This is a genomic window from Blautia acetica (assembly GCF_038739805.1).
Taxonomy (GTDB): domain Bacteria; phylum Bacillota; class Clostridia; order Lachnospirales; family Lachnospiraceae; genus Blautia.
This window is the reverse complement of record NZ_JBBEWO010000004.1, coordinates 125,949-147,714: the sequence shown is the minus strand read 5'-3', so window position 1 is coordinate 147,714 and position 21,766 is coordinate 125,949. Positions and strand designations below refer to the sequence as shown.

Annotated in this window: 12 protein-coding genes; 1 reads left to right on the top strand and 11 read right to left on the bottom strand. The window is 45.2% G+C overall.

The features are described 5' to 3' along the window. Window positions 1-6: 6 nt before the first annotated feature. From clpB to hisD, 6 genes are all read right to left on the bottom strand, one after another. Window positions 7-2,604: an ATP-dependent chaperone ClpB gene (clpB, locus tag WBS51_RS04425; RefSeq protein ID WP_173748891.1), complete on the bottom strand. Its 2,598-nt coding sequence runs from the start codon at window positions 2,602-2,604 to the stop codon at window positions 7-9. 275 nt (window positions 2,605-2,879) lie between these two features. After that, a complete protein-coding gene (locus WBS51_RS04420; RefSeq protein ID WP_173748890.1) occupies window positions 2,880-4,040 on the bottom strand; it encodes a GGDEF domain-containing protein in 1,161 nt (386 codons plus the stop codon). A 210-nt stretch (window positions 4,041-4,250) separates the two neighbouring features. Next, complete coding sequence (locus WBS51_RS04415; protein ID WP_173748889.1) at window positions 4,251-5,426, bottom strand: NAD(P)-dependent malic enzyme; 1,176 nt, start codon at window positions 5,424-5,426, stop codon at window positions 4,251-4,253. A gap of 43 nt (window positions 5,427-5,469) precedes the next feature. Then, the gene (locus tag WBS51_RS04410; RefSeq protein WP_173748888.1) at window positions 5,470-6,600 is read right to left on the bottom strand and encodes an Ldh family oxidoreductase; all 1,131 of its coding nucleotides are present in this window, start codon (window positions 6,598-6,600) and stop codon (window positions 5,470-5,472) included. A gap of 171 nt (window positions 6,601-6,771) precedes the next feature. Continuing rightward, entirely contained in the window at window positions 6,772-7,494 is a 723-nt protein-coding gene (locus WBS51_RS04405) for a FadR/GntR family transcriptional regulator (RefSeq protein ID WP_294460746.1), read from the bottom strand. 86 nt (window positions 7,495-7,580) lie between these two features. Continuing rightward, window positions 7,581-8,846, bottom strand: coding sequence for a histidinol dehydrogenase (gene hisD, locus WBS51_RS04400; protein ID WP_173748886.1), 1,266 nt, complete (start codon window positions 8,844-8,846; stop codon window positions 7,581-7,583). Window positions 8,847-9,019: 173 nt separating this feature from the next. Between hisD and WBS51_RS04395 the strand changes: the two genes are divergently transcribed. Then, window positions 9,020-10,258, top strand: a complete 1,239-nt coding sequence (locus WBS51_RS04395; RefSeq protein WP_291681906.1) for a MerR family transcriptional regulator — start codon at window positions 9,020-9,022, stop codon at window positions 10,256-10,258. Between the two features lie 9 nt (window positions 10,259-10,267). Here the strand turns inward: WBS51_RS04395 and WBS51_RS04390 are convergent, their stop codons facing one another. From WBS51_RS04390 to WBS51_RS04370, 5 genes are all read right to left on the bottom strand, one after another. Further along, the gene (locus WBS51_RS04390; RefSeq protein WP_294460741.1) at window positions 10,268-11,569 is read right to left on the bottom strand and encodes a TIGR02679 domain-containing protein; all 1,302 of its coding nucleotides are present in this window, start codon (window positions 11,567-11,569) and stop codon (window positions 10,268-10,270) included. Between the two features lie 3 nt (window positions 11,570-11,572). Further along, the gene (locus WBS51_RS04385; protein ID WP_291681910.1) at window positions 11,573-15,673 is read right to left on the bottom strand and encodes a TIGR02680 family protein; all 4,101 of its coding nucleotides are present in this window, start codon (window positions 15,671-15,673) and stop codon (window positions 11,573-11,575) included. Beyond that, on the bottom strand, window positions 15,666-16,811 hold the full coding sequence (locus WBS51_RS04380) for a TIGR02678 family protein (protein ID WP_173748883.1): 1,146 nt from the start codon (window positions 16,809-16,811) through the stop codon (window positions 15,666-15,668). The genes WBS51_RS04385 and WBS51_RS04380 overlap by 8 nt, the downstream gene beginning before the upstream one ends. Continuing rightward, on the bottom strand, window positions 16,808-18,301 hold the full coding sequence (locus tag WBS51_RS04375; protein ID WP_294460734.1) for a TIGR02677 family protein: 1,494 nt from the start codon (window positions 18,299-18,301) through the stop codon (window positions 16,808-16,810). The genes WBS51_RS04380 and WBS51_RS04375 overlap by 4 nt, the downstream gene beginning before the upstream one ends. Before the next feature lie 154 nt (window positions 18,302-18,455). Further along, entirely contained in the window at window positions 18,456-21,764 is a 3,309-nt protein-coding gene (locus WBS51_RS04370; RefSeq protein WP_173748881.1) for a UvrD-helicase domain-containing protein, read from the bottom strand. Between the last annotated feature and the right edge of the window lie 2 nt (window positions 21,765-21,766).

Here is a 21,766-nt window from a genome sequence, read left to right as displayed (position 1 = left end):
TCCTGTTTATGAGGGCTGCACCTTCTCTGCATGAGCCGTCAGCTCCCCGTTTTCCACATCCAGGATAATCCTGCTGTCCGTGCTGATGTCCCCGGAAAGAATCAGTTTCGCAGTCAGTGTTTCCACATATTTCTGCACATATCTTTTCAGTGGACGGGCGCCGTATACAGGGTCATATCCGCCCTCAATAATATAATCTTTTGCAGCTTTTGTCAATTCTATGGATAATTCCTGGTCTTTTAACCTTCTGTTCAAATCTGCCATAAGCAAATCTACAATGCCGCCGATATTTCCTTTGGTCAGAGGCTTAAACATAATAATTTCGTCCAGACGGTTTAAAAATTCGGGACGGAAATGGGCTCTCAAATCCTTCTCCACAGCCTCCTTTGCTTCCTGCTTAATCTCACCGTTTTCCTCGATTCCCTCTAAAAGATACGGCGAACCGATGTTAGAAGTCATAATGAGAATGGTGTTCTTAAAGTCCACGGTTCTGCCCTGGGAGTCTGTGATTCGTCCGTCATCCAGCACCTGCAGAAGTACGTTAAAGACATCCGGATGAGCCTTCTCGATTTCATCAAAAAGCACGACGGAATACGGTTTTCTTCTGACAGCCTCTGTCAGCTGGCCGCCTTCCTCATATCCCACATATCCCGGAGGCGCCCCGATAAGTCTGGATACGGAATATTTCTCCATATACTCACTCATATCAATGCGAACCATATTCTGCTCATCATCAAAAAGCGTTGCTGCCAAAGTTTTTGCCAGTTCCGTCTTACCTACACCCGTAGGTCCCAGAAACAGGAAGGAACCAATGGGCTTTGTGGGGTCTTTGATACCCGCCTTGGAGCGGATAATGGCGTCTGTCACCCTGGTGACACCCTCATCCTGTCCGATGACTCTCTTGTGCAGTTCATCTTCCAGGTGCAGAATCTTACTTCTCTCACCCTCCGTGAGTTTTGCCACCGGAATTCCTGTCCAGCGGGAAATAATTCTGGCAATCTCCTCATCCGTAACACTTTCGTGCACCAGAGATAAATCCTGATTTTTCACCCGCTCTTCCTCTGCTGCCAGCTGATTCTGCAATTTGGGAAGTTCACCGTACTGCAGCCTTGCCGCTTCGTCCAGGTCATAATTTCTCTGAGCTTTCTGAATCTGGTTATTCATGTCCTCTATCTGCTCTCTTAATTTCTGCAGACGCTCCACCGTGGATTTTTCATTGTCCCACTGGGCTTTCTGAGTATTAAAAGCGTCCCGCAGTTCTGCCATTTCTTTTTGTAAATCTACCAGACGATCCTGGCTCAGCCGGTCATTTTCCTTTTTCAGAGCCGCTTCTTCGATTTCCATCTGCATAATCTTCCGGCGCATTTCGTCCAGTTCCGTAGGCATGGAATCCAATTCGGTCTTAATCAGGGCGCAGGCCTCGTCCACCAGGTCAATGGCCTTATCCGGCAGGAAACGGTCGCTGATATAACGGTCGGAAAGAGTTGCCGCAGCCACCAGGGCGCTGTCCGTAATCTTTACTCCGTGGAATACTTCATACCGTTCTTTCAGTCCACGAAGAATCGAAATCGTGTCTTCCACTGTAGGTTCATCCACCATAACCGGCTGGAAACGACGTTCCAGTGCCGCGTCTTTTTCAATGTATTTGCGGTATTCATCCAGGGTTGTAGCGCCGATACAGTGCAGCTCGCCTCTGGCCAGCATCGGTTTCAGCATATTTCCCGCATCCATGGCGCCGTCTGTCTTTCCGGCTCCTACGATCAGGTGCAGCTCATCAATAAAGAGGATAATCTGCCCTTCGCTCTTTCTGACTTCTTCCAGAACGGCTTTCAGACGTTCCTCAAACTCACCTCTGTATTTGGCGCCTGCCACCAGAGCGCCCATATCCAGAGCGAAAATTTTCTTATCCTTTAAGCCGTCCGGCACATCTTCCTGCACAATACGCTGGGCAAGCCCTTCCACAGCCGCTGTTTTACCCACACCGGGTTCACCGATAAGCACCGGATTATTTTTCGTCTTTCTGGACAGAATCCGAATCACATTCCGGATTTCACTGTCCCTGCCGATAACCGGGTCCAGTTTCTGCTCTCTGGCTTTTTCCACCAAATCCTGTCCGTATTTATTCAAAGTATCGTAAGTGACCTCCGGATTGTCTGTGGTGACTCTCTGGTTTCCTCTCACGGTACTTAAAGCCTGCAGGAAACGTTCCTTTGTAATACCATACTCCTGCCAGATTTTTTTCATAGACGGGCTGGGGTGATTCAAAAGCGCCAGAAGCAAATGCTCTACGGAAACGTATTCGTCTCCCATATTAGATGCCTCGTCCTCCGCACTCACAAGAGCCTTATTCAGGTACTGACCGATGTAAGGCTGACCCCCTGAAACCTTCGTTCTGGCATTTAAGGCCTGCTCCACACGGTCCAGAAAATGCTCTTTCTGAATCTCCATTTTCTCAATGAGTTTTAAAATCAGGCTGTCCTCCTGATGTAAAAGGTTATATAACAAATGTTCCTGCTCCACTTCCTGGTTGCCGAATTCATAAGCAGTCTTCTCTAAGTTCTGAACAGCCTGAAGTGATTTCTGTGTAAATTTTGTAATGTTCATAAAATCCCTCCGTTTTGGTTATCCTATCTTCGGAAGAAACTCCGAATGTTGTTTACTTGTTCTATTTATGTTATAACAATATCACATTCTGTTAGCCAGGTCAAGGGTTGAGTGCTAATTTTTTTGAAGTTTTTCAACCTTGTCATTCTATTCCTGCGATACTCTTTGACTTTTCATCATAGACTTCTTCACACCTTTCCCACTGATTTCTCTGCGCCTTATTGCAGCAGTATTTCCGTCTCCCTGCAAACAGCATTTCAAAAAAACCGACAGAATCACACAGATTCCATCGGCTCCTCTTTTTCCTTTATTCTCATTTTGTCCTGATACATCTGTTCGTCCGCCCGTTTCTGTGTATCCCTGATGTCCTTATCCAGCTTAGGGTCAAACTGCGCATATCCCACAGCAAGGGCTACCGGCACTTTCAGCTTATCTGCGTATTTTCGGAACCTGTCCTTTATGCTTTCAAGAAGCGCTTCCGGCTCAGGCTGGTTCTCCATCAGCAGGACAAATTCATCACCGCCGTAGCGGTACGCTGTAATCCGGGCTGACTCCACACTTTGTAAAATCTTTGCCGCATTGATAATGCAGCTGTCTCCTATATCATGTCCCAGACAGTCATTGGCCAGCTTCAGGTTATTGACATCAATGACCACCACAGTCATACCTTCCATCCGCTTCCGGGCATTCAGATTCTCTCTGTCTGTTTCATAGGAATTTCTATTCTTCAGCTTTGTCATAAAATCCGTATTCGCCATATCCCTGTATAAGGGATTGGAAATTCTCCGGAAAATCAGAATGGACGCGGCAATAGCAATCCCACAGAAAGTCACGCACACCGCACTTACCGACTTGGACACTTCCTGAAAAGTCGCTGCCTCTACATCCGCTGCAAGTTCAATTCCAAGAGCCCCGATTACCTTCTCATCCTCATCGTGCAGGGGAAAATAAGCAATAAATATGTCTCCCCAGTCCGTATCCATGATTTTATCCGGCAGTACCATTTCTCCTTTCAGTGCGCTTTCCAGTTTTTCCTGTATTTCCACCTCAATCAGGTCTCCCGGATAACGAAAATCATCTGCTGTTTCGGGCAGACCATCCACTACATACACTAGCTTCCCTGCATCATTTTTCTTCGCCGTATACAGATACCTTAAGTCACCGATATCCCGAACTTCTTCCATCTGATTCTTGAGTTTTTGATAGCTTTCCTTATTCATATCTTCTTTGCTGTTAATATCTGAAAACGTCTCCGGCGTCAGTTGGTGCTCAATATATTCCTGTATGTTTTTCACACGTCCGGTCAGACTTTTTAGTACGGAACGATAATAAATCTGAGTGGTCACGAAATATATAGATAAACTGGATAAAATCAATATCGTACTCAGCAGCATTGCTACCTGCCGGTCTACTCGTGAAAAATACCTCTTTCTCATTTGTATACTCCCTTATTGTATATATCCTTGCCCATTTTAACACAAAAAGAAAAAACAAGGAATCCTTATCCTATCCTTTTTTCCTTTACCGCGGCTTTTTTATTTATTATGACTTACTTCTGTCTTTCTTTTCCGGTATCTGCATGTACAATTTACCGAAAAATGGAACTGCCCCTGCAGTCCCATTTTCCCGTCTATTCTTTTTCTGTTTTATATTCTTGCAACTTTGGTGTCTCTGGCAGCTTTGGCTACTGCTTTCGCCACTGCCGGGCCTACTCTTTTGTCAAAAGCTTTGGGAATAATATAATCCGGGGTCAGTTCCTCTTCTGTAATCAGTCCTGCCAGAGCATCTGCTGCCGCAATCTTCATTTCATCATTAATATCTTTTGCCCTCACATCAAACGCTCCGCGAAAGATTCCCGGGAATGCCAGAACATTGTTAATCTGGTTCGGGAAATCGCTTCTGCCTGTTGCTACCACTTTCGCTCCTGCTGCTTTGGCCTCTTCCGGATAAATCTCCGGAACCGGGTTGGCGCAGGCAAAAATAACTGCATCCTTTGCCATGCTCTCTACCATTTCCTTTGTCACTACTCCGGGTGCAGATACACCGATAAAGACATCCGCACCCTTCATCTGCTCTGCAAGGCTTCCTGGCTTTTTCTCCAGATTGGTGATTTTACTCATCGCTTCTTTTACTGCATTCATGCCCTCTTTTCTGCCTTCGTAAATCGCTCCGTTTCTGTCACAGAGGGTAACCTTTTTATATCCTGCTTTCAAAAGCAGTCTGGCAATGGAAATTGCTGCCGCACCGGCGCCGTTCATAACAATGGAAACGTCCTCTTTCTTCTTGCCAGTCAGCTTCATAGCATTATTTAAGCCTGCCAAAGTAATCACTGCCGTGCCATGCTGGTCATCATGAAAAATAGGAATATCACATTTCTCTTTCAGTTTTTTCTCGATTTCAAAACATCTGGGAGCCGCAATATCTTCCAGATTGACACCGCCGAAAGAACCGGAAATCAGGTAAATCGTATTTACAATCTCATCGACATCCTGTGATTTAATGCAGAGAGGAAATGCGTCTACATCTCCGAAAGCTTTGAACAACACACATTTTCCCTCCATAACCGGCATTCCGGCTTCAGGGCCAATGTCTCCCAGTCCCAAAACGGCAGAACCGTCTGTAACCACCAGGCACATATTCCATCTTCTGGTAAGTTCATAAGATTTCTCTACATCCTTCTGGATTTCCAGACAAGGCTGTGCCACACCCGGCGTATAAGCCAAAGACAGGTCATCCTTGGTTTCTACCGGCACATTTGCCACAACCTGAATTTTTCCTTTCCACTCTTTATGTAATCTCAATGATTCTTTTGCATAATCCATGATACGTCCTCCTAATCCCTACTTTTTCCGTCTATGGGTTTGATTAATAATTTCCTGTGAAAAACGTTCCGTCTCCGGGCAGTTCATAGTCCTTAAAATAAGAATGGAAATCCAGCTTCAGATAAGCACAGAGATTTGCCAGTTCCGCCATAGTATTGTCATTTACAGGAATTCCGTTCTCCCTTCTGTCCTTTTCTGCAAAAATTTCCTTTTCTCCGTGGGTGTAGATTTGGCTCTCGCCTTCTGCTTTCGGACTTTCCCGTAAAGCTTCCAGATATTCGGATAAGTGTGCCTTAATTTCCTCCGGGTTTCCGAAAATCTCTGGATTTATTGCTGCAAATCCATGACAGATACCTGTTTTATCCGGGAAAGTACAGCATTTTTCTGAGGTAACCCCCATAGAAAAAATAGAACTGAATAATTCGCACAGCATACCGTATCCATATCCTTTATGACTGCCGCTCACTTCCTTATTTCCTCCCAGAGGCATAATACCGCCGCCGCGTTTGGAAACAATATTTTCCAGTACCGTGGGCGCCTGTGTGCTTTCGTGTCCGTTTGCATCCAAGGCCCATCCTTGCGGAAGAGGTTTGTTCATCTTATTGTACATTTCCAGCTTTCCTCGGGTTACCACCGTGGTAGAACAGTCAAAGAGGAAAGGATAGGGGTCTGCCGGCATAGCTACCGCAATGGGATTGGAGCCCAGCATGGCTTTTTTCCCGAAAGTAGGCACCATAATCGCTTCGGAATTGGTGCAGGCCATTCCCAACAGTCCCTGGTCGCTGGCCATCTTTGCGTAGTAGCCGGCAATTCCAAAGTGGTTGGATTCTCTTACTGTCACAATACCGATTCCCGTTGTCTTCGCTTTTTCAATCGCCTTATTCATGGCAAAAATAGAAATCAGCTGTCCCATACCGTTGTGTCCGTCAACCACTGCAGAAACAGGTGTTTCAAACACTACCTCCGGTTTTTCCTTTGGGTGAATCGTACCTTTTTCAATTCCTTTGTGATACCGCACCATACGCTGCATACCGTGACTTTCTATTCCGAACAAATCCGCAGTCAGCAGTACATCTTCGATTTCTTTGCTTTCCTTTTCACTAAATCCAAAAGCTCTGAACACATCATAACAAAAATGTTCCAGAACCGGATAACTCCATTTTACATATCCCATAACGTGGCCTCCTGGTATTCCATTATCTTTATTGGTATTACCAATCTTTAAACGAATTATACCACCACAAAATACAAAATGCAATGGAAAAAAGAGAAATAATGCCTGTAAACTACCTGGATATAAAAAAAGCCGCCGCATTTTTTTATGCAACAGCTTTTAAGCTCCGTTTCAGACCTGTGTATTCTCTTTTTTCCGGTCTATTTCCAATATATAATTTTCTATGGTTTTCATATGCTCCTTCATGCAGATTTCAGCATCTTCCTCCCGGTGATCCACAATTGCGTTCACCAGTTTCCGGTGCTGTTCATCCATCTGTGAAACGGAATGTTGTTTCTGCATCATATAGCTTCGGATTCCTGTAATGATGTTTTCCGTCAACTGGGCGGAGGCGCTCATTACGGAAAACAGCATGGGACTTTGCGCCATTTTTCCGATTTTGATATGCAAATCCCGGTCTAAGTCTCCTCTGACTCTTTCTTCCTCTGCCGCGTCCAGTCTGGCCAGAATCAGCTGGAGTTCTGCGGCGTCCACCGGTGTACAGTTTCTGGCAGCCAGACGGGCAGCCTCTACTTCCAGAGCGCTGCGAAGCTGCTGATTATGGTAAACGCTGCTGTTGTTTAACCGCAGCAATATGGACAGCGGCTCGATGAGACTGTTTTCCAGGTTTTCGGATACATAACTTGCCCCTCCCCGCACCGTCTTGATAATCCCCAGCAGAGCCAGGGTTCTTAACACTTCCCGCACCACAGGGCGGGAAACTCCTAAGGCCTCTGCCATATTCCGTTCTGCCGGAAGCGCATCTCCCTTTTTCAGAGTTCCCTCTTTGATATTTTCAATAATCTGGTCTAAAATTTCCTCAAAAGGATTTTCCTTCTCAATTTTTCTAAACATAGCTTCCTGCCTTTCTCTTTCTATAGACAGTATATAACAAGCACTGCCTGTCAGCAAGAACCCATTTTCAGAGAAAATCCCAACTTTTATTTCTTTTCCCGCACTTCTGCGGCTTCTGCGTGTCCCATGAGACCTTCGCCCTTTGCCAGTCTTGCCACCAGCGGCGCCAGTTCTTTCATGGCTTCTTTTGTCATACTCTGGTATGTGCAGGTTTTTAAAAAGGTGCCGACCCATACGCCGCCTGTATAACGGGCTGCCCGGAGAGTGGGAAGCGTGTGGTTGGTTCCGGAAGCATAGTCTCCAAACACCTCTGCCGTATTTTCACCAATAAAGAGAGAACCATAGTTGTAAAGCTTTTCCGCCATTTCTTCGGCGTTTTTCATATTGACTTCCAGGTGCTCCGGCGCATAGGCATTTGCCAGGTCTGCCATCTCTTCTTCACTGTCTGCCAGAATCACTTCTCCGAAAGTGTTCCAGGATTTCTCTGCAATTTCTGCGGTAGAGAGCATGCTCAGTTCCTTTTCTACTGCTTTTATCACTTTCTCTGCAAATTCCTCATTTGTGGTTACCAAAATTCCCTTTGCATTAGGGTCATGTTCAGACTGCGCCAACAAGTCTGCGGCCACCACCTCCGGGGTTCCGCTGCCGTCTGCCAGCACCATGACTTCGCTGGGGCCTGCCACAAAATCAATGCCAACCTGACCGTAACACTGGCGTTTCGCTTCTGTCACAAAGCGGTTTCCCGGTCCCACAATCATATCCACGGCCGGAATTTCCTCTGTCCCGTAGGAAAAAGCAGCCACTGCCTGCGCGCCTCCTACGGCGTAAATCTCATCCACGCCTGCAATGTCCATGGCAACCAAAGTCTTGGGATTGATAGCATTGGTTCCTTTCATCACCGGAGAACAGGCTGCCACCCGCTTTACCCCTGCGGTTTTTGCAGGAATAATCAGCATTAACGCTGTAGAATACAGGGGATAATTCCCACCGGGCACATAACAGCAGCAGGATTCCACCGGAAGAATCCTGTGTCCTAAGAAAATTCCCGGCATGGGGCTGAAATTTGCCAAAGGCTTTACCGTTTCTCTCTGTGCTTTGGCAAATGCCCGGATATTTCCTGCCGCTTTCTTTAAGTCCTCAATCTCCTGCCCGGTAAGCTGGCTGTATGCCTTCTGTATTTCTTCCCGGCTTACCTGCAGCGTTTCTCTGGTGCAGCCGTCAAACTGCAGATTATAAGCTTTTAAGGCTTCGTCTTTTTTGCATCTTACTTCCTCTATCATGCGGCTTACCGTTTCTGTAAGATTTTTTCTGTCCTCTTCTGTTCTCTTTACCGCTTCTTTTAAAACTTTCATCTCCACACACTCCCGTTCTGATTTTTCTGTCTTCGGCTTTTCTTTCTGGAAACATTGTAAAACCTTTAGTTTCCCCTGTGTCAACGGTCTTTTTTCGGGATATTTTTCCAAAACCTTGAGTATACTAAAGATTTATGCTACAGTGGTTTTATCAAAACCGGGAGGTCCTTTTCATGCGTATCGGTGAAGTATCCAGACGTTACCACATCTCCGTGGATAACCTTTATTACTATATTAATTACGGGCTTTTAGTCCCCCCTAAGCCCAGGGGCCAGTATGTATTTGATGAAACTGTACTTCAGGATTTGGAATGGATTCTGGAATTAAAAGAACTGAATTTTACCCTTCGGGAAATCCACATGCTGCTTTCCCTCAAGCGTATTTCCGGGCTGGCGGATTCCCAGGATATGGAAGAATTAAAGGCTGTTTACGAGGGCAAGCGGGAATTCTGCCTGCAGGAAATCAGCCGAAAACAGGAAATTATCCGAAGACTTGATGAAAAAATCGCGGCTCTGAAAGAAAACCAGCCCGACCGGATACCGCAGACCGGAGTCCCGGTGTCTACCCTGCCTCTTTTGTGCTGCCCCGTGTGCGGAAGTTCCCTGTCCTTAAAAGACGTGGAAATGAATCCCCGTTTTCTCTATGGAGGCGCCCTTTCCTGCTCCTGCGGCTACCAGGCCCGGATTCAGAATGGAATCCTTATGACGCCCAACAAGAATACCAACCTGCAGGACACCCCGGACGTTACCAGAGAACTTTACAAAGATTTGCCTCCGGAGCTTATCACCATGTTTGAGCGTTCTTACCAGCAGATGTTGAAGCAAATGGAAGAAACCAGTCTCCGGGGAAAGGTGGTTGCAGAAACCTATATCAACGCCTGGTTTTTTATGCATAATCACCTTTCCGCCCTGCCAAAGGACAGCCTGTATCTCGTCATTGACAAATACCCGGAAACCCTGCTGATGTACAAACATCTCATTGAAAAACAACGCCCGGATCTGGATATTTTATATCTGGCAGACAGCAGCACACGATTCCCTCTAAAATCAGAATGTATAGACGTGCATCTGGATTTCTTTGCTGCAAATGAGCACAATTTTTATCATGACACCTTTTTGTATGAACGGCTTCTGCCTTATCTGAAAAAAGATGCAGACCTTATCGGCACTTACTTTTACTTTGAGCATGCTCAAAAGTCCATGAAGCTGCTTTTAAGCCAGTACCCTGAATCCTCGGAGAAAAATTTCAATCTGCATTACTTCCGGGAAGAATTAAAAAACAATGGATTTGAACTGCTGTATCAGGAAGACTGCGGCTGTATTACTGATTCGGGCAATAATCTGGGATTTGGGTTTCATGTAAAGGGTGAAAAAATGCACCTTCTTCCGTATCATGGAAAAAGGTGCCGGTAAGAGGCGCAGTCACAGCGAGGCCGTCTGTATTTCCTGATAAATTTCCAGCATGGCCTCCTGATAAGCCGCCCGTTTTCGTTTCTGTATCCCTTCTTTAATGCCCTGCAGTTCCTGCATATAAATATGCTCCAGCTTTTTTATCCGGCTCTCACTCAGTCTTACAGAAGACAGATACTGCTCATACCACTGCGCCTCATACTTCCAGAAATGCAGCGCCTCTCCATATCGCTCTTTCAGCCTCTGGGCAATCAAAAGCCCTTCCGGGTCAAAATCTCCTGCATACCAAAACCTGTGGTTTTCTTTCAGAAAATCCAGCAAAAGCAAAGTCGCAAGCCTGGGCTGTCCGCTGACGCAGACTGCTGCACAAGCTGGGTTCCGGCTTGTCAGAACGGAAAACACGGCCGGATTTTCTACTACATAAATTTCTTTTTGCTGTGCCCTGATTTCGCCGATTTCCCCAAGGGTGCGCAGAGTCAGACGCACAGGTTCCTGTTCTCTCAAAAATCCTTCGATTCCTTCATGCATACTCCCGTCTTGTTTCCATGCATGAAGACCATAAGCCAGTGTTTCATTGGACAAGTCATCTTTTAGAATCCCTGCCTGATACAGCAGATGATTCCTCTCTTCTGCCGGGGAGATTCCTTTCTCATAACTGCCTGGAAACTGATGTTTCAGGAATAAAATTAAGAGTTTTTCTGCTGTTTCTCCGGTATCAAAGTAATGAGGATTTCCCGTTGTCTGAGCTGCAAATACTGCCAGAAGCTGCCTCTTTTTTATGTAGTTAAGCTGCTTTGAGGCCCTCATAACACTCTCCAGAATTTCCTCCAGTTTCGCAGGATTTTCCCGGTACTGCTGCATCAGAAGCTCATACCCGCTCCCGCGATTTTCCAAGACCTCCTTCAGCCATTTTCCTGCCGGATTTTCTTCCTGGCCTTCCAGAATTTCTGCAAAACAGGCGTTCCTTTTTTCCTCTTCTTTCTGCTTTTCTTCTTTCTTCACAGTCAGTTTTTTGCCGAAATAAGCCCGCAGAAGCGTTTCCCCGGAAATCCCGGAAAACCGGCTTTCACCAAGGCGTTTTTCCAGGAGTTCGGCGGAAACTGTCACGGTTTTATTCTCTGTGTAATCCTTTTGCAGAAATCCGCCTAACTGCTGCTTTTCTTCCAAAGTAAGTCCTGACAGAACCACTTTTCCGCCCATATGTCCAAGGCTTGCATACTTTTCTCTGAACTTTTGAAAAAGTTTTTCATAAACCGGACGCTGCCTGAAATAGTTCAGGCATTCTGCCAACTTTTTCGGTTCCATTTCAGCCATATTCTATACCTCTTCTTCTGTCTTATCCGTCACCATCACCTTCTTTTTTCCATTCCAGAGATAACGGATCACGGATACAAATCTGGCATTTTCCGGGCGAATCAGCTGATAAATAGCAAGGGCCGGGACGGTATCATAATCTCCCCACAAAATCTGCGAATTAATCATAAAGTTAAACTCAAACTCTACCATAAGGCGGAACATATCGCGGATATTGGTTTCATCTACACCTGCAAAAGCCTCATCCAAAGAAATCAGTTTGGGTGCATCCGGACGCGCTCCTGCATATTTGGCCACAACTGCAGAAAACAGCGGCACATACATAGCCATGGCCTTTTCTCCTCCACTGAAGGTAAAGAAGACCCGGTCTGTCAGTTCTTTCTTCTTCTCTCCTGTCTTCTGACACTCCAACTGGAATTCGAACCACTTCCGGTAATCCAGAACCTCACGCATGGTTGCATGGAAAGACTGCACAGCTCCCATATCCCCTGCGATTTTCCTTGCTTCCTCAATCTTGGAACGGAAATGCCGGGAGAGCATTTCTATCTCTTCCGTACGCATGATTTCTGCATCCTTCTGCAATAATTCCACCAAAGCCCTGGTGTCTAACTGTTCTTCCTTTTCTGCTCTTTTATTTTTCCAACGCAGGCTCAGCTTCAGTCCGCTGGAGGTCTGCATAGACTCCATAAGTGCATTCATTTTCTCTACCCAGCGCCTGCTTGCCTGGATTTTTGCACGGATTTTCTTGCTGATGGTGTTGGCCAGAATATCTTCAAACAGCTCCCTGTCCCTTTCATTTAAAATCTTCGCCAGGGCTTCTGCATCTTCACAGAGCTTTTCCAGCAGCTCTTTAAATTTTACTGCCGTTCCCCTGTATTTTGCCGAAATATCAATCCGCTTTACACTCATGTCCAGGAAGGAGCTTTCCTCATCCAGTTCTCCGAAAAGAGAGGACAGGGTAATCTGATAATCCAAAAGATATCCCCGGTTCTGGTGATAGGCTTCCTGCAGACTGCCAAAGACATCACTCTGCTTTTTATTTCCAAAACTGCCCGCAAACCGGCTGCATACCGCCTTAGCCAGTGTCCCCATATCTTCCGTTTCCTGAAAAGTCTGCTCCACATATCCCAGACGGTATTCCAGTTCAAAAACACGGCAGTATTTCTCTTTTCTCTCCAGAAGTTCTGCCTTTTTCTTCTCATTTTCCTGTATTTTTTCCTGCAGCACATCTGCATCTTTTTCCAGTCTGTTCTGCCTTCCCACACAGCTTTCTCTCTCACCGGGCAGAAGAACCAGACGCTGCATACAGTAGTCCAGACGATCCTTAATTTCTTCATAATCCGTAAGCGCCAATTGTTTCCGCACAGAGTCCAGAAAACCTTCCAGTTCCCGGACTTTTAAAAGAATCCTGTTCAAATCATATCGGATATCATCTAAGTCCAGCTCGATTCCTTCCCTATATTCCCGCTGACTTTCCACATACCGGATTCCGTTCTGGTACTTGCCGTAAGCCACCTGCAGGTCCGAAATCAGTTCCTTATATCTGTACAGGGATTCCAATACAGCAGCAAAAAGATCCAACCGTGGGGAGAGGTAACATTTCCCGCATAATTCCCTTACTTTGACCCGGATTGCATCTAATTTCTTCCGCTCTTTTTCTGTAAGTGCCTGCTGCTCTCCCACTCGTCTGACTGCAAGTTCCAGGCGGTATTCCCAGTCCGCAAGCTCTTTCGCCGCTGTTTTCAAATCTTCGTCTTTTGGAAATTCTGTCCATTCCTTCTGAAGCTGCTCCAGACGCAGTTGGTTTTTCTCCAGTGCGGCCTTTATCTCTGCCACCTGCTGCTTCGTCTCCCGGCAAAGACTTTCCAGTTCTTCTATCTTTTCCCTTCGATATTGCTCTCTTGCCCCCACGCCAATAAATCTGGCCCGGTATTCCCCGGTAACAGTTCCTTCCAGAACCCCCAGGCGGTAGTTACCCTGTTCGTCAATCCAGGAAGTTCCCTGCTCTGTCTTTCTGCCAAAACCAATAGAAGATAAAATATTGGAAATGCTCTGGTACAGCAAAATATCATGTTCCCCGTTATCCACATCCAGCACATTGTTCAGGTTTTCCTGCACATGAGAAACATCACTGAAGATGTACTTGTCGCATACGCCGCTGTCCAGTGCCAGCACGTTTTCCCTGTATTCTTCTGAAATAATCAGCGCATCCAGTACTCCCATCTGCAGCAGGGCTTCTTCCAGCCTGTCTGCCCGCTCTGGCTCTAAGTTCTGTCCAAACTCTATGGTCTTATAAAACTGCTGGTACGGAATGCCTTTTTCTCTTAAAAGACGGCGGTTTTCCTGTACACACTCCGGCTGCCGGGGCTCCGGGTCTTTCTGATTCTGCCACTCTGTCAGTTCTTCTTCCAATCCCTGAAGTTTTTGGCTTTCTGTTTCCAGATTCTGCTCCAGCAGCAGCCTTTCTCTGGTAAAACTGCTTTCCTTCTCATACAGCCTCGGCTTCGCCAGTTCCCGTATTTCGGAATAATCCTTTCCCTGCTCATACTCCTGAATCTTTCTGGAAATTTCCTGCAAGACTTCCGGCGCAAGAGAAAGCTCCTGATTTTTCCGTTCCCAGAGATACACTTGTTCTGTCAGCTCTGCCTTTGTTTCCTGCAGCAGCCGCTCATACTGCTGGACTTCCCGTTCTGCTGCGTTTCGTTCTTCCTGGCACACATCCAGTTCCTTCAAATACCGGTCGTATTTTTCCTGACAGTTTTTCTCCTCTGTCAGACTTTCTTTTCCCTTTTCTACTTTCTCTGTATAATCCTTCAAAAGCTGCGTATGAGACCCAAAGGAATAATCCGGGATTTTATCTTCCAGCAGTTCTTTTTTCAAAAATGCAAAGTCATCAAATGGGACTTCTTCCATCTCCTCTTCCATTTCTTCCAGACAGTTTTCCATCTCTTCCCAGATTGTTTCGTTGTGTTCCTGCTCTTTTTTTAACCGTTCCTCTGCCTCCAGCAGCTTATCCTTTTTCTCCTGCTCCTGACGTTCCTTGGTCTTTTTCTCTTCTTCCTTTTCCCGGAGCTCTTCTGCCAGCTTCAGTTCCTGCTCCTTTAACTTTGCCGCATCACTTTTCGTAAGAGATTCTTTTTCTTCTTTTAAAACCTCTTCCTCCTGCACAAGTTCCTGATACCTCTGTTTTTCTTCTGTCAGAGCAGCTGTTTTTTGGGTCAGTTCTTCTGTGAATTTTTTCTCCGTAGTCAGGCAGGCTTCATAAGCCTTTCCCACATCTGCAAACAGCAGGGCTTTGTCGTACAGCACAATCTGATTGTACTGGTCATAGACCTTCTCAATCTGCCTGGCCCCACGGATACTCTCGTTTAAGGTATCCAGGTTGGTTTTCAGATTATCCATATTTTCAATGGCCTCAGACATAGGCCGCAAATCATCTTCCGACAAGGTCTGCAGCGAACTGCTCAAAATTTCGTTGATAACCGTAGGTTTAAAATCCTTGGAGAGTTTCGGAGTACGAAGCTGAATCAGCAGTTCCAGAAGTTCCTTATATTCCTCCTGAGTTTCAAATCCAAAGAGCAGACGGTTGACGCAGGCGGTATATTCGCTTTGGGTTTCCATGACCTTTCCACCCTCTCCAATCCTGTTTTTCAACTCTATTTTTGAACAGGTGATTTTGTTTTCCACATCTTTATACAGAAAAATATCCCGCCCCACTCGTCGGTTGTCTGTAATGCAAAAATACCAGGATTCCAGCTTTTTATTCTTTCTTGCACGGATTCCCAGCCCCAAAGTCAGGTATTCTTCACTCTCCAGCCGTTTAAATTCCATGTAAAGATAACCGGTTCTTTCCTCCCGCTCATCCCCTTCTTCCAGAAGATAATTCTCCATCTTCCTTGCACGGGAACCGAAGGGGTCCAGGCGCTCCGGACGCATATTTCCATCCAGTAAAAGAGGAATAAAGCTCTGCATGGTAACCGATTTTCCGGAACCATTGGCACCTCTTAACAGCATGCGTCCTTCCGAAAAATCAAAGGCTTCCTCATCATAGTACCAGAAATCCACCAGTCCCACTTTGTTTATCTGCCACTTCCCACTATTCATCGTTTCCTCCCTCTTTCCTAAAGTCTTCCGGGTATCTTCCCACAATTTTTCCTGCCACAGGTTTGATGCATACATCCCCATAAGCCTGCTCTATCATCATCAGATTTTCCATATAGTCATAGACTTCCCGGTAAAACTCTGCAAAGGTCATTTCCCGGTACGTCTTATTAAAACCAGCCCCAAACCGCTCCTTGCATTTCTCTATAAGCCGCTGAAAATTCTCTTTTGGAAGGCGGATTTGTTCGTCCAAAGACACCTCAATTTTCCCTTCCCGGATTTCTTCCTGCAAGAGCTGATACAAAAGCAGCACAATATCGGACAACGTATTTTCTTCCGGAAAAGTCCGTCCAAGCCTGCAATTTTCTCCCAAAATCAGAAAAGCACTGCTGCTGTGTACCTGCAGTTCACATTCAAATAACTCCGATAATTCGCCCTGTATCATATTCCGGTAATTCCGCACATAGGCAAAATCTTCTTCTGTATCTGTGTCTTTGTACATGCCCATGGGCATCAGAAGTCTTCGGTAAACTCTTTGTCTGCGGACAATTCCCCGGTCCTCGTTTAAGTCAATCCACTCTTCTTTTTCAAAGTCTTTTGGCGCTGTATATCCCATAATGTCCTGGGTAAAATTCTTCATAAAATACCGGGAAACACCTGTATTTTCATACAAGACTTCACTGGTATCATCCTTTGCAAATCCCTCTTCACTTCCGTCATTTACATCCAGAATACCGCAAGCCACACAGTATTTCATCACCTTTATCATATGGCGGCGGTAGCGGTAAATGGTCCAGTCAATCTGCTCCTTCTCATACTGACTCTGCACATATTCCGTCAGTTCCGAAAGCACAAACTGCTCCTCTGCTTCTTTATCCTCCAGAAACATGAGAACCAGGCAGAAAAATACATACTCAATGGGGTCACGAAAGTCTGAGATTCCCATCCAGTTTTCCGGAACTGCCGGCAGTTTTTCCACCTTAATCATATAGGGATTGATCAGCACCTGATACCCCAGCTTTTCTCTTAAAAACTTCTTTTCCTCTCCGGATGCCAGTGCTTCTTTTACCTGATAATACAATTCCCGCTCCCTGGATTTCAGAATCCATCTGCGGTTCAGCAACACTTCCAGTACCTTCATATTTCCTGTTCCCTTTCTTCAAATACCATGGTATAACAAGGCATTTGAAACTCTCCGTCTGTGCATTTTAATGTACAGTATTCCTTGGTATCGGTCTGTTCAATATAGTAAATCTGACCGTCTTCTGTCTTAGCTCTGTGGTTTTTCTTCTCCAGGGCCTTAGACATCCACAGAAGAAACATATCCCGCACATAAGGCTCAATCACCGGAAGATTTGCAAACTCCAGCCGGCCGTTTTTGATGTAACTTCTTAATAATTTCCGTTCCTTTTCCAGCCTCTGTATCTCAGCCTTACGCATGGCTTCTTTCTCTTCTGAGCGGTCTATAATCCCACTTCTTTTCGCCTTTTCCCGATAGGTGCGAACTCTTGGAGTTACCGTAACTACATGAGGATTCTCTTCATACACACCGCTGTTAATACTATCTGTTTCCCTGGGCATTTCGCCCTTTAAATGCAGTGGTTTTTCCACGCCAAAAACCACTGCTGCCAGCCGATGCGCCTCAGAAAGATCCCTGCATTTTGCGAACATTTGTGCCACCTTTTTATATTCCTCCCGCCGGTTGGAACCCTGATTGCTCATCTCGCTGATGCGGGTTGCATAGCGGGTAATTTTCCGAATAATCTCGTTGGTGGTATCAAACACCTTCCCGGCTTCCGATTCCTGTCCGTCTTTTCCTGCAAACCATTCCACCATACTTTCCCAGCGGCCGCTCATTTTTTCGTAAATCATCTGTTCATCAATTTCCACATCCATACGAGGAATGGAAAGCTCATAAGCAGTGACTTTCTTCAGAATATCCTTCACCGTTTCTTCCTGCACCTTCCGCAGTTCCTGTTCAATAGCCGCCACGTTCACCTGCAGGCTTTTCACAAAGGAACTCAGATATTCCATTAAGCGGTCCTTGAATAAAAGAAACTCCCTGGTTTTCATCATCTCTTCTGCTTTTACACTGTTCAGTTCCCGCATATAATCCTGATAGTTCTGGTTTAACCGAATGAAATCATTGTTCAAATCGTTCCACCAGGCATGCAGTTTTTCATCCTCTTTTACAGACATTTCTTCCAGTTTTCCCAGATTGATCCGAATCCGCTCCAACAGAGTCGGCTCCAGTGAAGAGCCTTCAATAAACAGATTTTCGATTCGTATGACCATACGCTCGATTTCCACGGCTGTCTCCGACAACTGGTACCGGAACTTTTTATTCTTGAACTCTTCAATGGTCGTCACCTTTCTGGTATCCTGAATGGTAACCAGGTTTCCCCAGGAGGCCAGGGCTGTAAGGTCCTGCTGGCACTGTTCCATGGTATAATCCGCAAAATACGGGTCTTCTTTTAATTCTTCAAAAACCTCTTCCTGATAAAGCCAGTATTTCAGTTTTTCATATTTTAAATAAAAAAGCCGGATGATAGGGCGATATCTGTCTGTATTTTCCACATTCAGATATTTCGCCTCCAACATCGGCTTTCTCATCTTTTCCTGAATTTCCATATTTTTTCCCTCTGTACAAATTGTATTTACAGACCTGTCAAACTGCCTGCTGTATGGGTATTTCTTTGTTTATGATAGCATGGAGGGCAGAAAATGTACAGAGATTTTTTCTGATTGGTTTATTTTGAACAGACCTATCTTCTAAACTAAAAGCTCAAATGAATGATCCCTCATCCAGCACCTTCAAAAGCCCTTTCATCTTCCCCGGCGTCATATGCTCTTTATAATGCAGTCCCTCATTGGTAATATGCAGAACCGGATTGGCTCCCTTTGTTTCCAGTATATAATGCTGCTCCAAAAGCCAGTCCACTACTTTCCGGACATTGCTTCGGCCCAGATAAGAAAGCTTCCCGTATTCCGGCAATTTTTCCAGCCCGTCCTGAAGAATTCTCTTATCCGAAGAACCGCATAAGCTTCCGATGAGTATGGTTTCACCGTAAAATTTCTTTTCACTGATATGAACCAGACACTGCAGCACAGTTCCTGCAATTTCCAGAATATTGTGGTCCTTATACACAGGATACCCGGACTCGTCCACCTTCTTGTTTTTGGTAATCTCCATAATATCCTGTTCCCAGTTATCTCCTGGTCTCGGTTGGGCAGATGCCATCTTTTCATGAGCCGTCCCTTCCAATTCCGACAGAGGATATTCCATCATTTTATAATATTCCCGCATGGAAATCGTCTTGTTGCACCCCTGACCGTTGACTTTATAATTGGTACAGCCAAGGAAGCACTGGCTCTGATTTTTTGGAGTTTTCACCACCAGATAACCATCCTGGCAATCGGGGCACTTCATAATCGAAAGTTTTTTTCCGCGAAGATTGCTGGTCATAAAACTGCAGATTTCCGGTTCGTTGGTGCAGATATACAGGCGCAGTCCATAGGCAGGCTTATATTTCAGCTGAAGAGGAAATCCACAGATTGGACATTTATATTTGCCGGATATCTCCGGCTTTTCTTCCGACCATTTCCCCCGCAGAAAGACATTTTTATACTCCCGTTTGATTTCCAGTAAAAACTCCGAAGGATTCTGTTCCGGTGCAATGAAATATACCCGGTTCTTCGTTCTGGTCATAGCTACATAAAAAAGTCTTCTCTCCTCTGCATACTGCATACTCCGGTCTTCTCTGATTACCAGGGACAGTACCGGGTCGTCTTCAATTTTGGCTGGAAATCCATACGTTTCATTACGTCCGTTTATGACAATGACATTGTCATATCCCAGACCTTTTGAAGCATGCGCGGTCATAAAGGTAATATCCAAATCCGGATATTTGACAGATTTCACCTTCGATCCTCTGCTGATGTACTCGAAAAGTCCCGTCCTGGCCAGCCTGTCCCCATCAAAATTAAATCTTCCCAACAGCAAAATACTGGATTTCTTGTCTTTCTTCTCCTCCTGCTGCTCATACTTCATAATCTGTTCCAGGGCCGTCTGAACCGCATAAGCTACCCCATAGGCTGCCCCGCTTCTGCGGTCTGCCTTAGGGTCCTTTGCCCGGCTGTCATAAGTATAAATAATAACCGGTTCTTCCATATGTTTTGGCGAAATCAAAGACTTTCTGATTTGTGACGTATTTTTCTGAATAAAATTCCCCGCAATATCAATGACTTCCTGAGAATTTCGATACGTCCTTACAATTTTCATCAGCTTTGCATAACCCATTTTCTCCTCAAATTGAGTAAATAAGGTAATGTCTGAACCGCTGAATGCATAGATAGACTGCCAGTCATCTCCCACAGCCATAATTTTGGCATCCGCTACTTCTGAAAAAGCCTGCACCAAATCAAATCTCTGCCTGGAAATATCCTGATATTCATCTACAATCAAATATTTGAAATCCAGTTTCTGCTTCATGTCCTTTACTTCGGTGAGAACCCGCACAGACTCGTTAATCATATCCTCAAAGTCCACGGCATGATTTTCAACCAGAAATTTCTTGTATTCCAAAAAACAGGCATGGGTAATGTCCAGAAATAACTTTGTTCTTACATTTTCCGTTGTCAGAGCCAGTCTGTCGAAATCCCTTTCATCATACCCGTTGGTTTTAAAATTTCTGATAAAGTTCGTCACCAGAAACACAAGACGGCGGATGTATTTATTTTCCTCCGAGTCCACCAGCTTCCTGACAATTTCTTCATTTGGACGCCGCTTTAACGTAAAACCATGCTGCACAAGGCTTTCTTCCAAATGCTGGAAAATACTTCTGCCGTCCCGGAAAGACGAAAAGGTATAAAGAAGTTCTGTGTGATGTTTCCGGTGCAAAAGAACTTTATCGTTAATCGCTTTCTTATACGCTTCCAGTTCTTCTTTGTCATACAGAAAGTTCTTTCCGTCTTCCGTAATGCCAAAGTGTTCAAGATAAGCAATATGCTCCCCCTGTTTTATCATAAAATCCGGCGTATAGGGCTTTTTCGCCATGGAAATATTGTATTTATAAATCGGTTCATAAACGTAATCTATGCTGTTTAAATACAGAAAATTTGCAATCTCTACTTCCTGAATGGAACGCACCGTTTCATTCTGAATGGTAGTTTTCTTTTTGCTCCTTCTGTCAATAATCTCTTCCTTGAAATCGTTCAATTCACTCCGCATAGTCGCATAATTGGCATTGGCCATGTGATGAAAGAAGTGATTGATATCATCCCCTTCGTAAGGAGCATCAAAATAAGAGGCGAAAAATAGAATCAGACTGTCCACCACACTTGGATCCCTTAGAATTTTCTCTCTGAAATAATTCTGCACACAATAGTAGAGTTTACTTCCATCCACAATGTTGAGCTGCTCGGGATTATTTTTATGCAGAATCGCATTCCCCGTGGAATGAAAAGTCGCGATGGGACAGGGAATCTGCAGATTCTCATTAATTTTATCCCGCAATTCCTTCACCGCTTTGTTGGTAAAGGAAATAATGAGAATCTGGCTGGGGTCGATTCCCTGCTTTTCCACCAGATATTTTACCTTTGCCGCAACCGTCGTTGTTTTTCCCGCCCCGGCTCCGGCCACCACCAGACTGTAATCCTCGTCTGAAAGAACAACCCGCCGTTGGTCATCATCCAGACGAATCACCGGGTCTACATCCTTCAGAATATGATCCAGATATTCTTTCTCTTCTATGAGCCGGGCTGCAAGATATGCCTCGTTTGCTGCTTCCACAAGCTTATCTGCCTGCTCATATTTGTGATACAAGTCTCTGGCCTGGCTGGCATCAAACCCGTTTTTTGCGCAATAATCCTCCAGAATATCGTTTTCGTCCAGAGAATGAAAAAATCTCATAGTTTCCGTATACTGCTGAAGTTCTGCCTGATACTCTTTGCGTGAAATATAGTGGTCTGCATCCACAAGCTGATTCCAATACCCGCTCCACTGCAAAAGTTCCTGGCATTTGCCGGAAACCTCTTTTTTCACATTCGCCTTTGTTTTTTTCCTCGCTCCCCAAAAATAATCCAGTAATCCCATGG